Annotated in this window: 13 protein-coding genes; 4 read left to right on the top strand and 9 right to left on the bottom strand. The window is 62.7% G+C overall.

The features are described from left to right. The first annotated feature begins 31 nt into the window (after window positions 1-31). Window positions 32-382, top strand: a complete 351-nt coding sequence (locus IB279_RS34500) for a DUF488 domain-containing protein (protein ID WP_060528950.1) — start codon at window positions 32-34, stop codon at window positions 380-382. Between the two features lie 19 nt (window positions 383-401). On the opposite strand, the gene IB279_RS34505 is transcribed toward IB279_RS34500, so the two are convergent. Continuing rightward, window positions 402-1,247 (bottom strand): arylamine N-acetyltransferase, encoded by an 846-nt coding sequence (locus tag IB279_RS34505; protein ID WP_060585679.1) that lies wholly within the window; start codon window positions 1,245-1,247, stop codon window positions 402-404. Between the two features lie 2 nt (window positions 1,248-1,249). Further along, window positions 1,250-2,416, bottom strand: coding sequence for a serine hydrolase (locus tag IB279_RS34510; RefSeq protein ID WP_089043005.1), 1,167 nt, complete (start codon window positions 2,414-2,416; stop codon window positions 1,250-1,252). A 198-nt stretch (window positions 2,417-2,614) separates the two neighbouring features. Between IB279_RS34510 and IB279_RS34515 the strand changes: the two genes are divergently transcribed. The 3 genes from IB279_RS34515 (at window position 2,615) to IB279_RS34525 (ending at window position 5,332) form a co-directional block, all read left to right on the top strand. After that, a complete protein-coding gene (locus IB279_RS34515; protein WP_060606034.1) occupies window positions 2,615-3,430 on the top strand; it encodes an SDR family NAD(P)-dependent oxidoreductase in 816 nt (271 codons plus the stop codon). Window positions 3,431-3,437: 7 nt separating this feature from the next. Then, complete coding sequence (locus tag IB279_RS34520; protein WP_143556298.1) at window positions 3,438-4,331, top strand: LysR family transcriptional regulator; 894 nt, start codon at window positions 3,438-3,440, stop codon at window positions 4,329-4,331. 149 nt (window positions 4,332-4,480) lie between these two features. Next, window positions 4,481-5,332, top strand: a complete 852-nt coding sequence (locus IB279_RS34525) for an alpha/beta fold hydrolase (RefSeq protein ID WP_060606028.1) — start codon at window positions 4,481-4,483, stop codon at window positions 5,330-5,332. 57 nt (window positions 5,333-5,389) lie between these two features. Here IB279_RS34525 and IB279_RS34530 read toward each other — a convergent pair whose 3' ends face one another. The 7 genes from IB279_RS34530 to IB279_RS34560 form a co-directional block, all read right to left on the bottom strand. Further along, complete coding sequence (locus IB279_RS34530) at window positions 5,390-6,466, bottom strand: ABC transporter ATP-binding protein (protein WP_192340848.1); 1,077 nt, start codon at window positions 6,464-6,466, stop codon at window positions 5,390-5,392. Next, window positions 6,463-8,727 (bottom strand): glycoside hydrolase family 2 protein, encoded by a 2,265-nt coding sequence (locus IB279_RS34535; RefSeq protein WP_192340851.1) that lies wholly within the window; start codon window positions 8,725-8,727, stop codon window positions 6,463-6,465. Before IB279_RS34535 ends, IB279_RS34530 begins: the two co-directional genes overlap by 4 nt. An 8-nt stretch (window positions 8,728-8,735) precedes the next feature. Continuing rightward, complete coding sequence (locus IB279_RS34540) at window positions 8,736-9,557, bottom strand: carbohydrate ABC transporter permease (RefSeq protein WP_051659165.1); 822 nt, start codon at window positions 9,555-9,557, stop codon at window positions 8,736-8,738. Further along, window positions 9,554-10,453 (bottom strand): carbohydrate ABC transporter permease, encoded by a 900-nt coding sequence (locus tag IB279_RS34545; RefSeq protein WP_060519380.1) that lies wholly within the window; start codon window positions 10,451-10,453, stop codon window positions 9,554-9,556. Before IB279_RS34545 ends, IB279_RS34540 begins: the two co-directional genes overlap by 4 nt. A gap of 82 nt (window positions 10,454-10,535) precedes the next feature. Further along, the gene (locus tag IB279_RS34550; protein ID WP_060585687.1) at window positions 10,536-11,804 is read right to left on the bottom strand and encodes an ABC transporter substrate-binding protein; all 1,269 of its coding nucleotides are present in this window, start codon (window positions 11,802-11,804) and stop codon (window positions 10,536-10,538) included. 126 nt (window positions 11,805-11,930) lie between these two features. After that, the gene (locus tag IB279_RS34555) at window positions 11,931-12,959 is read right to left on the bottom strand and encodes a LacI family DNA-binding transcriptional regulator (protein WP_060606019.1); all 1,029 of its coding nucleotides are present in this window, start codon (window positions 12,957-12,959) and stop codon (window positions 11,931-11,933) included. Between the two features lie 134 nt (window positions 12,960-13,093). Further along, a complete protein-coding gene (locus tag IB279_RS34560) occupies window positions 13,094-13,981 on the bottom strand; it encodes a LysR family transcriptional regulator (protein ID WP_192340853.1) in 888 nt (295 codons plus the stop codon). Window positions 13,982-14,037: the final 56 nt, after the last annotated feature.

Here is a 14,037-nt window from a genome sequence, read left to right on the forward strand (position 1 = left end):
GTCCTCAAATCAAGACCAATGAGGGGCGTTCATGCAGCTGAAGACGAAACGTGTCTATGAGCCGAAGGCCGATGGCGACGGGATGCGCGTCCTCGTCGATCGCCTCTGGCCGCGCGGTTTGACCAAGGCGGAAGCCGCGGTCGATCTCTGGCTGAAGGACATAGCGCCGACCACGGAGCTGCGCCGCTGGTTCCATGCGGATGAAGGCACGTGGGAAGAGTTTCGCGAGCGCTACCTTGCCGAGCTCGACGGCAATCCGGTGGCAGTTGACCTGTTGCGACAGCGCATTGCTGAGGGCCCGGTGACTTTGCTTTACAGCGTGAAGGATGAGGCCCGCAATCATGCGGAGATCCTCAAAGGCTACATCCTCACCCATCGATAGACGAGGCGCCGGGTTCACGTCATGTCGTTGGAATGGATGCCTCGAATGCGCCGCCGGCGCGCGCAGCGATCCGGCGCCAGTCGCCGTCGAGGGGTAATCCGAAGACGTTGATAAGGGCAGATTCGATTGCCGGTGCATCGAATTCTTGGCGCGTCACGGTGCCGTTCCTGTCACGGATCGTCAGCCGGTTTCCGAGCAGGATGTTACGTGTCTCCTCGGTGGTCAACGTCACCAGCAGGGTCTGTCGGAAAAGCGAATGCGGATCCGTGTATGTCGCGATGTTTGCGATCCGATACGCGTCCTCTCCACAAATGCTCGGCGATACCTCGTAGACCGGTACCCAGTCACGACCAAGTAATGCCTCCAGCACGTAGCCATCGAGCGTTCGGCTGAGACGGAACGGCTCATGCGGCGTCGGTTGCGGCGTGGTCCGGTCGAAACGCAGCGGCGCGGTCGGCACGCAACTGCCGAAGCCGACATCGACCAGATAGCCGACATCGTTCACGAAGACGCGGAGCGCCATGTGCGACCAGGCCGGCGGCGGCGCGCCCGGGGCGCGCATCCACAGGACGCGGGCAATCAAGGGATCCACCCGGTAGCCGAGCGACGTGAGCACGCGCTGCAACAGGCCGTTCTGCTCGAAGCAATAGCCGCCACGCCGGCGGTCGATGAGCTTGGCGTCGACCGCCGCCGGCGAAAGGTCGATCCGACGGCCGAGAAGCACGTCGATGGCCTCGAAGGGGATCGACGCGGCATGGCGGGCGACGATCCTGCCAAGGGTTGTGAGATCGGGCGACAGCGGCCCGACATGACCGATGCGGGCGAAGTAGCGGCCGAGGTCGACGGGAAATGGGGCACTCCGCATGGCTAGAGGCTCCGATAGATGGCGTCGCGAAGATCGTCCGGGAAGCGTCCGTTCATGCCCTCAAAAGCGGTGTTGGTGAGCGCAACGACTGTCAGGCCGCGGGCCGGGTCGATGAACCACTTGTGCCCGTAGGCGCCGTCCCATTGCAGCGTGCCGCGCGACTGCGGTGTTCCCGCCATCTCGGGTTCGACAAGCACGGCGCCGCCGAAACCGAACTCCCACCCGGCGCCGGCGGCCAATCCGCCCGTCCTTGCCTGAATGTCGAACATCGAGCGGGTGCTGGCGGCGTCGAGCACCGGCGAGTGTCTGGTCCTGAGGCTTTCGAGAAGGCGGATCACGTCGCCGGCCGTGCCTGCCATGCCGGCTCCTCCGGAGGGAAAGGCTCGAGGATTGAAGATCCGGCCGGGCGAGAGGCGCACGGGATTGCCAAAGAAGGGGACCGCGTCATCGCCAACGAGCCGCCGTGGCCGCGGCGAGGCATCGCCATAGTGGACCACCAGCCTGCGTTTATCGGTCACGGAAAAGGCGGTGTCGTTCATCCCCATCGGGCGTGTGACGAGCGCAGCAATCGCCTCCGGCAGCTTTGATCCCGTCGCCTCTTCGATAACGGCCCCAAGCACGTCGAGACTCATCGAATAGCCCCAGCCGTGTCCGGGCGGATAGGATAACGGAATGGCGGTGAGCTTGCCGATGAGGGCGGTGAGATCATCGTCGGTGTCGTCGAGGCCGCTGCTGATGGCGTGCCGGCGATAAGGGCCGTCGCCTTGCTCCATGAACACGTAGCTCAAACCGGCACTGTGCGTCAGGAGTTGGCGGATGGTTATCCGAGGCTCGCTGCCGTCCGGCAGCTGCGGCCTGAACGCGGGCAGCCATTCCGACACGATATCGTCGAGACCGATGGTGCCGCTTTGCGCCAGGTTGAGAGCGGCGACCGTGACGATCGGCTTTGCGACCGAGGAGAGCAGGAAGATGCTGTCCTCGGTCATCGGCCGGTCGGCCTCGCGGTCCGCAAGCCCGGCGGCATGTCGGTAGCCGGGCTCGCCGTCGATAAGGATCTCGACGACTGTGCCGACGATGCGCTGTTCATCCAGGGCTTCCGCAATCACCCGGTCGAGTTCGGCCTTCAGCCGCGTTCTGCGCTCCGATCTTCCTTGTCTTGTCGCATCCATGATCGTCTCCTGTGCGTCTCGAAACTGCGGCCCGGTCGACGCTTCAGGGCGAAATTCGGGCTCCCGGACAAAGGCAAAGCCCGTTCGCAGCGAAAGTCGATCGTCTGTTCCCGTATGGGAGGCATACGCGCCTGCACGAGGCAGCCGTTGTCGTCCGGCGCTAAAAACGGTGCGACAACGTCAGATGGAGTCGGGTTGATGAACACAAACAATCTGGGATTTGCAGGCAAAGTCGCCTTAATCGCAGGCGCCAGCAAGGGTATCGGCGCGGCCACCGCCCGCGCCTTTGCGCAGGCCGGCGCATCCGTTGTCCTTCTTTCCCGCTCGCAGCCGGCGGTCGAGGCGTTGGCGGTTTCCATCCGCCAGGCCGGCGGCGACGCACTGGCGATCGCGGCCGATGTCGGCGACGAGAGTGCCATGAAGCAGGCGCTTGCAAGCGTGATGCAGCACTATGGCCGACTCGACGCCGCCTTCAACAATGCGACGGATGGAACCATGCCGGCCCCGCTTGCCGATCTCGACATCGAAGGGTTCGATCGCGGCGTCCGCACCAACATTCGCGGCACCTTTCTCGGCATGCGTTACCAGATCGAGGCGATGGCGAGGGCTGGTGGCGGCGCGATCGTCAACATGGCCTCCGTCGCCGGCATCAACGGCACCTCCGGGCTTTCCGCCTATGTCGGTGCGAAGGCCGGGATCATCGGGCTGACAAAGGCGGCGGCGCTGGACTATGCCGACCAGGGCATCCGGATCAATGTCGTTGCGCCCGGGCCGATCCTCACCCACCATCTCGAGGCCGCCGGCGCGGAAATCCAGCGGCACGCAGCACTTTCGACGCCGATGCGCCGGCTTGGCCGGATGGAGGAGGTGGCCGCAAGTGTCCTCTGGCTCTGTTCCGATGCGGCGAGTTACATCACCGGCGTGGTGCTGCCGATCGACGGGGGCATGACGGCGGGCACGAAAGTGCCTATGAATTACCGTCGAGGCGAGCCGCCTCGGCCGGCTGAACCCTGAGGTGCCCGTGGACTGGGAAGAACTCCATCTTGTTCAGCACTTGGTCCGCCACGGCTCGCTGAGTGCAGCGGCCCGTGCGATGGGCACCACGCAACCGACGCTCAGCCGTCGCCTCGAGGCTTTCGAGCAGAAGACGCGCAAAACACTGTTCGAGCGGCAACCGGGCGGCCTCGTGCCGACCGCCGTGTGCCTCTCCATCCTTTCGGCGCTCGAACACATGGAGGCGAATGCGCTTGCGGTGGAGCGGCGCCTTGCGGTGCAGGACGACGCACTAGAAGGCACCATCACCGTGACCAGCCTCGACTGGATCGGAGACTACCTCCTGGCGCCGATCCTGACCAAGTTTGCAGCAATGCATCCCGGCGTCAGCATTCACCTTTTGAACGATGGCAGGCGCTTCAACCTGTCCCGGCGGGACGCGGACATTGCCTTGCGTTTCGGCAGTTTCGACCAAAACGATATCGTCGAGCGCAAGGTTGCCGATGTCGCCTACGGCCTGTTTGCAACAGAGGCCTACCTTGATCGTTTCGGCCATCCGGATGTTGCGGGCGAAGGCAGGAACCAGACGATTGTCGAGCTGGTGGAGGTGCCTGTGCGGGTATCGCTCTCGACCTGGCTGAAAGATCTTTTGCCGGAGGCGAGAGTGCTGCTGCGCACGAATTCGATCCGCTCGCAATTGAGTGCGGTTGAGACCGGACAGGCACTTGCCACGCTGCCGCACTTTATCGCCGCCGGCCGGAATGGCCTCGTGGCCCTTGACCTCGGCGTTGCCGCGCCGGTTCTGCCGCTGAAGCTCGGTGTTCACCCGGAATTACGTGAATTGCCGCGGGTGCGAAAGCTCATGGATTTTGCCGTATCGCAGTTCGCGCCCCTGCGGGTGAGCCTCAACCCGTCAGGCTGAAGCGCAGGCGGACCACGGCGCGACGCGTTTGCTGGGCACTGCAACGAATGCGCGAAATTTTCTTGGCTGTCGATGTCGGGAGATGACGACGTCATGCGTCTTAATCTCGAAGGCGGTGCTCAACCGCGCTGACAACAAGGAGATTGAGAATGTTTCGTACCGCTTTGATCGCTGGCGCCCTGCTCATGTCCGGCACGGCCTTTGCCGAGGCTGAGACCGTCGAAGTCAACGGCATGAAGATGTATTACGAGGTCTCGGGCGAGGGCGAGCCGCTGGTCGTGCTACACGGCGCCTACATGAACATTCCCTCGATGGGTGCGATCATCCCGAAGCTGGCCGAGACCCACAAGGTCTATGCAATCGAGTTCCAGGGCCATGGCCGCACCACCGATATCGATCGCCCGGTCACCTATCCGAACCTCGCGGACGACGTCGCCGCCTTCATGGATGCGGTGAAGCTGGAGAAGGCCGATGTCTTCGGCTACTCAATGGGTGCGGCTGCCGGCCTGCAGCTGGCAATCCGCCATCCGGACAAGGTGAACAAGCTAGCCGCCGCGTCCGTCGGCTACGATGCCGAGGGCTGGCAGCCGGAATTCAAAGCATTCATCCCGCAGATGACTGTCGAGATGTTCGTCGGCATGCCCTTTGCCGAAGACTACCGCAAGCTCGCCGCCAATCCGGATGGGTTTCCCGATCTGGTCAAGAAGCTGATCCAGCTCGAAAAAGAACCGATGGCCTGGGAGGCGGATGTCAAGGCACTGAAGATCCCGGTTCTCGTCATCGCCGGCGATGCCGATGTGGCGACGTTGGAGCACACGGTGGCACTGTTCCGCCTGCTTGGTGGCGGCGCCATGGGCGACATGGGAAAGCCGCTGTCGCCTTCGCGGCTCGCGATCCTGCCGGCGACGTCGCACACCGCCGTCATCAACCAGACGGAACTGTTGGAGGCTTTCATCGAGCCCTTTCTGAAGGGTGAGACACCGAAGGGCATGTTCCCGTGACAACGACGAACGGCGCCATCTTCGCAGGTGGCGCCGCCCTCCTATGGTGGATAGCTTCTAGCGCAAGCGCCTGCCGTCTGCGTCGAACACCAGAGCGGCTGTGGGTTCGAAACGGGCGGCGGTGCTGTCGCCGGACTTCAGGCCGCGGCCGTTTTTTGTTTCGATGATGATCAGTTCGCCGTCGCCGTGCCGGGCATAGGCAAAGGTCTCGCCGCCCAGATGCTCCAGCATGTCGATCGTCAAATCGAGGCACGCCGAGCCGCTGTCGCCGAAATGCTCGGGGCGAATGCCAATGGTCACGGTGCTGCCGGGCGTTACGCCCTTGACCGCAATCGGCAGCGTCGCATTGCCGAAATCCGCCAGGCGGACATGTTTCTCCCCGCCCGCGTTTGTTTCGACGATCCCCTTCAAAAAGTTCATCTTCGGCGAACCGATGAAACCGGCGACGAAGAGATTGGCCGGATCGTCGTAGAGGTCGAGCGGCGAGCCTACCTGCTCGACCACGCCGCCGCGCATGACGACGATCTTGTCGGCAAGCGTCATCGCCTCGACCTGATCGTGGGTGACGTAGATGATTGTCGTCGCAAGCTTCTTGTGCAGCCTGGCGATCTCGATACGCATGTGCACGCGCAGTTCCGCATCGAGGTTCGAGAGCGGCTCGTCGAAGAGAAAGATCTTCGGGTGCCGCACGATCGCCCGGCCGATCGCCACGCGCTGGCGCTGGCCGCCCGAAAGCTGTTTCGGCTTGCGGTCGAGCAGCGGCCCGAGTTCCAGGATGTTCGCGGCTTCGCCGACGCGTTGTGCGATCTCGGCCTTCGGCACGCCGGCAAATCGCAGCGCGAAACCCATGTTCTCACGTACTGTCATATGCGGATAGAGCGCATAGGACTGGAACACCATGGCGATGCCGCGTTTCGACGGATCGACATCGTTCATGCGCTCGCCGCCGATCGTGAGATCACCTGACGTGATCTCCTCCAGTCCGGCGATCATCCGAAGCAGGGTCGACTTGCCGCAGCCGGATGGCCCGACGAAGACGACGAACTCACCGGTCTTGATGTCGAGGTCTACACCCTTGATGACCTCGAAGTTGCCATAGGACTTTCTGACGTGCTTAAGTTGGAGTTCGCTCATGCAGCCGCCGCCTCGTCCGACACTGCCGAAAGCTCCAGCCTCACGGTTCCAAGCCGCGTCGAGGTCACCGCGACGGCGATGCCGCCGGCAGCACCCGTCGTTTCCAGCCAGAAGCCGGTCGAACCGCCCTGGAAGATCAGGCGATCGGGGCCGAGCAGGCGGGCAGGGCCGGTGACTGTCACGTCGACCGCGTCATTGAGGAAGGGCAGGATGTTGCCGGCCTGATCGAGCGCGCGCACGATCACCCGCACGCTGTCGCGCCCTTCGGCCCGAAGCGCCGTGCTGTCGGGGACGACTTCCAGCGCCGTCGGCACCGGATCGGCGATCATGCGGAGGTTGGCGACGGGCTCGCCGTCGATAAAGCCGGTGAAGGCTGCGTCTTCCCACTTCATGCCCCAGACGCCGAGTTCGTCCTTGGTGAAGTGGCGATGGTCGATGACGACGGGCGGGTGCGGCAGATGCGGGAAGTTCTCGCGGTCGGGGCCGACGCGCTTGACGAGCGATCCGTATTTCAGCTCGACCTCGTCGCAGTTGGTGAGCACGATCAAGGGCAGCACGCCGCCGATGTTACGCTCGCCGCGTGCCCAGAAGGTGACCGGCTTCATCACCACGCCCTCCGACGGTTCGCATTGGCTGGCATAGACATAAGCCGCGAATTTCGGCTGGCGGAACATGTCCATGACACCGTGATAGCAGATCCGGTCGCCGGAGCCGAAGTCCTTGTGGGTGTTGTAGTCGAACATGCACCAGCCGACGGCGCCTGAAATGCTTGGGTCGCCATAGGCCGCGTTCAGCACTTCCAGGTGCCGGCGCACATGCTCTGCCTGCCGTTGCTCCTGGTCGTAGATCTTCGTCGGAAACATGTGGCCGCCGAATTCGGTGATGAGATAGGGCACCTTGCGGGTGAGCCCGGTGCATTCCTGCTGCGGACGTAGCGCCGTGCGCGGGCGGTTTGCGCCCGGCAGTTCCTCGTTGCCGAGGATAAAGTCGTTCATGGTGTAGACGTCTTCGAGGTATTCGCTGTCGGTAATGTAGCGCACGCCGCCGGTCTGGCGCGTGGGGTCGAGTTCGCGTGCGAGCCGGTTGGTCTCGACGTAGAAATCATGCGAGTCCTGGGATTCGTTGATGCGCACGCCCCAGATGATGATCGACGGGTGGTTCCAGTCGCGCTCGATCATGCGGCGGACGTTTTGGATCGCCTCCTGTTTCCAGCCCTCGCCGCCGATATGCTGCCAGCCGGGGATTTCCTCGAAGACGAGCAGGCCGATGCGGTCGCAATGGTCGAGGAACCACTTGGATTGCGGATAATGCGAGGTGCGCACGAGGTTGCAATGCAGCGTGTTCTTCAGGATCTCGGCATCGCGCTCCTGCGCCGTGCGGCCCATGGCGTAGCCGACATAGGGGAAAGCCTGATGGCGGTTGAGGCCGCGGATTTTCAGCGGCCGTCCGTTGAGCTTGAAACCATCCGTGGTGAACTCGGCGGTGCGGAAGCCGAAGCGTGACGACAGCCGGTCGCTGCCGCGATCGCTGCGCAGCTGCGCTTCCACTTCATAGAGAACGGGGCTGTCGATATCCCAGAGCGAGAGGCCCCTCAGACCCGTGATCTCAAGGGTGACGCTCTCGCCGCGGCTTTCACCGGCTGCTTCCGCCAGCACCTTGCCGTTCGCGTCCTTGAGGAGTGCCGTGACCGTGCCGGCAAAGTTGACGCCTTGCGGATTGCCGAGATCGCAGCGGATCGAGACGGACTTGGCATCGCTGAGCGCATCGCGGGGTTCGATCTTGAGATTGGCGATCGAAACGGCATCGGTGACCTTCAGCCAGACGTCGCGATAGATGCCGGCATAGGTGAGATAGTCGATGCGGCCGCCGAAGGGCGGGATCTCAGGGTTTTCGCTGCCGTCGATCTTGACCGTGATCAGGTTGTCGCCTTCCCGCAGCTTATCCGTCAGTCTTGCTTCAAAGGGCGTGTAACCGTCCTTGTGGGCGATGATCTCCTCGCCGTTGAGATAGACGACGGCGTCGGCCATGGCGGCGTCGAACACGAGCGAGACGTCGCGGCCGTGGAACTCGCGACGCCAGGTAAGCACCTTCTGATAGGTGAAGGCGCGCTGATAGGATGCCTCGTCGAAATAGTTGAACGGCAATTCCACCGCATTGTGCGGCAGGCTGACCGATTTGCCTGCCTGCAGCCGGCCAGCGCTTGCCGCATCGAAGCCTTCGGAGAAAGTCCAGGTATCGTTGAAAGAGGTAACAGAACGCATGATCATTCCTATTTGACTGAGCCCAGCATTCCCTGGACGAATTGGCGTTGCATGAAGAAGAAGACGGCGAGGGTGGGAAGTGTCGCGAGAATGGTGCCGACCATGACGACGCCGTAGTCGGGGTAGTAGGCGGAAGCGAGCGAGGAGATGACCAGCGTGATCGTCTTCTGCTCGTTCGACTGCAGCACGATCAGCGGCCAGAGATAGTTGTTCCACGCCGTCATGAAGACGATGATGAAGGCCGCCGCATAGGTCGAGCGCATGACCGGCACATAGATGAACAGGAAGATCTGCCATTCCTTGAGCCCGTCGACCTTGGCGGCGTCCCGCAGTTCCGACGGGAAGGCCTTGGTGGTCTGGCGGAAATAGAAGACGACGAAGGCAGAGCCGATGGTCGGCAGCACGACAGCGAGGTGCGTGTTGATCAGCCCCGCCTTGCCCATCATGATGAACAGCGGAATCATCAGCGCGGCAAACGGGATCATCATCGTCAACAGAAGGGCGCTGTAGATCCTATCGCGGTGGCGCGAGCGGAACATCTCGAAGCCGTAGCCAGCCAACGACGACACGGCGAGCGTCAGCACCGTCGCGAGAATGGCGATCTTGGCCGAATTCCAGAAGACCAGCGGTGCGTTCACCTGGGTGAAGAAAGTGGCGATGTTGGTGGCAAGCGCGCTGCCCGGCATCATCCTGCCCTTGATGATGTCGATCGAAGAATTGGTCGCGCCGAGCAGCATCCAGACGAAGGGAAAGATCGAGAGAAAGGCCATCAGCCCGACGAAGCCGTAGGTGACGATGGTGCCGACGATACGTGTGGTTCCGTTGTTCATCGGTCGCGCTCCCGTGCCGCGAAGAATTGCAGGCAGGCGAGCAGGGCGACGAGCACCACGATCACATAAGAGACCGTCGCCGCGTAGCCGAAATTCGGCATGAAGCGGAAGGTCAGGTTGTAGATATAGAGCGACAGGGTCAGCGTGGCGTTGGACGGTCCGCCCTTGCCTTCGGTGAGGTTATAGACCTCGTCGAAGAGCTGGATCGTGCCGATCGTCGAGATGATCGTCGTGAACAGAATGACGGGCTTCAACAGCGGGATAGTGATGTGGGTGAAACGCGCCCAGGCAGGCACGCCGTCTATCCGCGCGACCTCGTAGATCGACTTGTCGATGTTCTGCATCGCCGCGAGATAGAAGATCATGTTGTAGCCGGTCCAGCGCCAGGTGATGGCGAGGATGACGAGCACCTTCGCCCAGAAGGGATGGGTCAGCCACGGGATCGGCGAGGCGATGAGGCCGATCGCCTCGAGCGTCGAGTTGACGATCCCGTCGAGCGCGAACATGCCTTTGAACAGCACCGAATAAGCAACCAGCGAGGTGACGCAGGGCAGGAAGATGGCGGTGCGGAAGAAGCCGCGGCCGACGAGTTTCGGATTGTTGAGCAGCGAGGCAAGGATCAGCGCCAGCAGGATCATGATCGGCACCTGCACGACGAAATAGGTCAGCGTGTTCGTCAGTGCCTTGATGAAGACCGGATCGTTCCAGAGGCGGACGATGTTCGAAAAGCCGGCGAATTTCAGCATCATGCCGCGGCCGGACTGGAACGACATCCACAGCGACCAGACGATCGGATAGATCATGAAAAGGGCGATCAGCCCGAGTGCCGGCGCGACGAAGAGCCAGCCATTGACGTTGTAATATCGGCCGATGCCGCCGCGACGCGCGAGAGCCATCATCATCCCCGTGGATAGCAGGAGCCGTTGGCCGCGGCGTGTTTACCGCGGCCAGGAGCAATGCAGATAATCGCCGCGGCGATTACTGGACCTGTGCGCTGACCTCGGCGTCGATCGCCTTCAGGATGTCGTCGACGGGCGTTCCCTGCTGCAGTGCCGGAAGCTGTGCGGTAACGGCCGTGTCCGCCTCGTTGGTGAAGACGCCGTAGTTGACCGAGGGGACCTTCGCGAGCCAGTCGGAGAAGTTCTGCCAGACCTTTTCGCCACCGAAGAAGGCATCGGCCTCGCCATAGGCGGCCCCGCCGCGGGCAGCGAGCAGTGAGCCGACGGCGCCGCGGTCCGTAAGGATCGTCTGGTAGAAGTCGACGTCCTTGGCGTAGACCTCGTTCAGGAAGTCGATCGCTTCGGCCTTCTCGGCTGAGCTTTCAAGCACGTACCAGCTCGAGCCGCCGAGGTTCGAGGCGTGCGTCGCGCCGTCGATCGAAAGCGCCGGGATCGGCGCCACGCCCCATTTGCCCGACTGGTCCGGCTGCGCCTTGACGGTGCCGGTGATCCAGACGCCGGTGATGACGGTGGCGACATCGCCGGACGTGAAGGTGCCGACCCAGTCGGCCCAGCCGGCGGCGGGCTTGTAGATGTTGGCGGCCATGATCTTGCCGACCGTCTCAAGCGACGCCTTCAGCGCCGCGTTGCCGGTGATGTTCGTCTTGCCTTCCTTGTCGAAATACCATTGCCCGGCCGATTGCATGATGATGCGCACGAGCCCGGCGTCGGTCGGGTCGAGACCCATCATTTTCTTGCCGGTCTTGGCTTCGACCTGCTTTCCGATCTCGATGAAGCGATCCCAGGTGATGCCTTGCATGTCCTCCGGCTTGAAGCCGGCCTGCTCCAGATAGTCCTTGCGGTAGTAGAGACCGGTGACGCCGGAATCGAACGGCATGCCGTAGACTTGGCCATCCAGCGTCATCAGCTCGACCTTGTAGGGAGCGAAGCCGGAGTAATCGACGGTGCCGGAGAGCGGCGCGAAGGCGCCGGGGAAGGACTGCAGATATTTCTGCGCGCCGTAGTCCTCGATGAGAACGATATCCGGCAGGGCGTCTGCGGTGCCGGACGAGAGGCCGGTCTGCAGTTTCTGCTCGACGTCGGCCTTGGCGAAATCGACGATGTTGAAGGTCACGTCCGGGTGCGTCTTGGTGTAGCGCGCGCCGGCCTCCTTCATGATCGCGACGTTGAAGTTCGGATCCCAGCACCAGATGGTGATTTCCTTGGCCTCGGCGGCCGTGACGGCCAAGAAGCTGGCGCCTGCAAGCGCGATGGCGGCAAAGCGCGGCAGATAGGTACGCGTGTCCATAGTTTCTCCTCCCTCGAAATTCGTTCCCCGAGACGTTCCTCCTGGTCTCGGCGCGGAGTATTTCGCAAATTTCTGGAGAAGGCAATATTTCAGTAAATTTTTACCACGCGTTTTTTACTGACCGTTTTACACACCCGGAACGGCGGCTCCCGCCATCGTGCTGCCGCGCCAGACCATCTCGGTTCCGAGGATCACCTTCTTCGCCACGTCTCGCCCGGTCAGCCGCTCGACCAGGAGGTCAACGGCGGTCTCGCCGATCACTTCGGCGGGGATCTTCACCGTCGAAAGCGGCGGCCCGAGAAACTGGGCGACAGGAATGTCGTTGAAACTCGCCACGGCAACATCGTCGGGGATCCGTAGGCCCATTTCGTGAATTGCGCGGTAAGCGCCGATCGCCATATTGTCGTTGCAGGTGACGAGGATCTTGGGCGGGTTGGGCTTCGACAGCATCGCCTTGGCGAGCGTATAGCCGCTATCGGGCGTCAGCTTTTCGACCATGCAGAGTTCGGGATCGTAGAGGCCGGCCTTCGTCATCCATTGTATGAAGGCGCGGCAGCGACGCTCCGAATGGATGTCGTCCTTGTCTCTGAAAGCGTCGATCCAGCCGAGAAAGCCGATGCGGCGGTAGCCCATGCCGTAAACGCCGTCGAGCAGGCGGTTCATCGCGATCGAGACGTCGCTCATCACGCTGTCGTCGACGTCATCGTCGGGGGCAAAGTCCGCAAAGACCAGATGGCGGCTGTGCCGGCGCAGCCAATGGACCTCTTCGCCATAGTGGTGGCCGACGGCGACGACGCCGCTGGCGCCCTGCAGGATCGCGGCCTCCGGCAGGTTGCCGTTGTGGAAGACCTTGACCACCTCGATCTTCAGCGCCTGACAGCGGTTTTCGATGCCGAGCCGGACGCCGACATAATAGGGGTCGATCAGTTCCTGGGCGGGTTGAAGGAAATGCACCAGCGCGAATTTCAGGCCCTGCATTGCCCCGGCGCCGCGGCCGCGGTTGCGCGGGGTGGCGTAATTCAGCGCCTCGGCCGTTTCGATGATCGCCTGTCGCTTCTTGGTGGAGATCGAGAGGGTCGGATCGTAATTCAGAACCCGAGAAACAGTCGCCGAGGAGACGCCGACAGCCGAAGCGATTTCCTTGATTGTTACCATGTCCAACGTCCTGCCCACCGCCGCGGCCCTCCTTTCGGGCGCGGCGCAATTTTTATTTAGTAAAATTTTGCTTGGGTTTTTTCAATCGCTGGGCGTCTTATTTCGTTCATGGAACGGGGCGCAACCGCGCGTGGTCACGCCGCGCGGCCGATTGCCAAGGCCTGCGCTTGCAGTTCGTCGGAAAGAAACGCCCAAAGAGCCGAGACCGGGCGGGACGCCAGACCCTGATCGTCGGCGGCGAAAAGCCCCAGCTCGATCACCGGGGCAGGGGGCAGACCCTCTTCACCGCCGAGAACCCGCATCGTGTTGGGACGGATGTTGAGATCGAGGAGAACGGCTATGCCGAGGCCCGCCTCGATCATCGACTGGATGGAAGACAGGCTGGCGCTCGTCAGCACCGTGCGCCAGGGGCGATCCCCGCCCTTCAGCGCCTCGATCATCTTCTGCCGCCAGGTGCAGACGCCGTCGAAGGTGATGAGTGGCAGAGGCCCTTCCACCGGCACCTCGAAACCGCGCGCCGCGACCCATCGGAGCGGCAGTCGCCAGGTAAGGATCGCCTCGCCGCGGATCAGCGCCGGATCGCCGATCGCGACATCGAGCCGGCCCTGCGACAGCTTCTCCGACAACACGGTGCTTTCGGTCACCGTCAGTTCGAGCGCGACATTCGGATGGCATTCGGCAAACCGTTGCAACGCTTTTGGTAGCGAGCCGACCGCTATATCCTCGATCATGCCGAAGCGGATCGGTCCCTGGACGGCCTGCCCGGCAAGCGCCCGCCGGGCGCCGGCGCTCAGGCCCAACATCTTCTGGGCATAGGGCAGCAGCACATGCCCGGCTTCGGTCAGGTCCATGCCCCTTGCATTGCGGTTCAGGAGCTTGGCGCCGAGATCGTCCTCCAGCCGGCGCAACTGCATGCTGACGGCCGCTTGCGTCCTGGCCAGCCGCTGCGCAGCGCCGCTGACGCTGCCGCATTCGGCGGTCACGACGAAGGCGCGCAACAGGGCGATATCCAGATCATGCATATAACGATCCCTTATGAAGGTATAACAATTATTAGCGTTCCTTATTGTGCCGGGAT

This window comes from Ensifer sp. ENS06 (genome assembly GCF_014852205.1).
GTDB lineage: Bacteria > Pseudomonadota > Alphaproteobacteria > Rhizobiales > Rhizobiaceae > Ensifer > Ensifer adhaerens.

Excerpts from the sequence above, each read along its gene's own strand:
- IB279_RS34505 (WP_060585679.1), bottom strand. The coding sequence starts at position 1,247 with ATGCGGAGTGCCCCATTTCCCGTCGACCTCGGCCGCTACTTCGCCCGC.
- IB279_RS34525 (WP_060606028.1), top strand. The coding sequence starts at position 4,481 with ATGTTTCGTACCGCTTTGATCGCTGGCGCCCTGCTCATGTCCGGCACG.
- IB279_RS34550 (WP_060585687.1), bottom strand. The coding sequence starts at position 11,804 with ATGGACACGCGTACCTATCTGCCGCGCTTTGCCGCCATCGCGCTTGCA.
- IB279_RS34515 (WP_060606034.1), top strand. The coding sequence starts at position 2,615 with ATGAACACAAACAATCTGGGATTTGCAGGCAAAGTCGCCTTAATCGCA.
- IB279_RS34530 (WP_192340848.1), bottom strand. The coding sequence starts at position 6,466 with ATGAGCGAACTCCAACTTAAGCACGTCAGAAAGTCCTATGGCAACTTC.
- IB279_RS34535 (WP_192340851.1), bottom strand. The coding sequence starts at position 8,727 with ATGCGTTCTGTTACCTCTTTCAACGATACCTGGACTTTCTCCGAAGGC.
- IB279_RS34540 (WP_051659165.1), bottom strand. The coding sequence starts at position 9,557 with ATGAACAACGGAACCACACGTATCGTCGGCACCATCGTCACCTACGGC.
- IB279_RS34545 (WP_060519380.1), bottom strand. The coding sequence starts at position 10,453 with ATGGCTCTCGCGCGTCGCGGCGGCATCGGCCGATATTACAACGTCAAT.
- IB279_RS34510 (WP_089043005.1), bottom strand. The coding sequence starts at position 2,416 with ATGGATGCGACAAGACAAGGAAGATCGGAGCGCAGAACGCGGCTGAAG.
- IB279_RS34500 (WP_060528950.1), top strand. The coding sequence starts at position 32 with ATGCAGCTGAAGACGAAACGTGTCTATGAGCCGAAGGCCGATGGCGAC.
- IB279_RS34555 (WP_060606019.1), bottom strand. The coding sequence starts at position 12,959 with ATGGTAACAATCAAGGAAATCGCTTCGGCTGTCGGCGTCTCCTCGGCG.
- IB279_RS34560 (WP_192340853.1), bottom strand. The coding sequence starts at position 13,981 with ATGCATGATCTGGATATCGCCCTGTTGCGCGCCTTCGTCGTGACCGCC.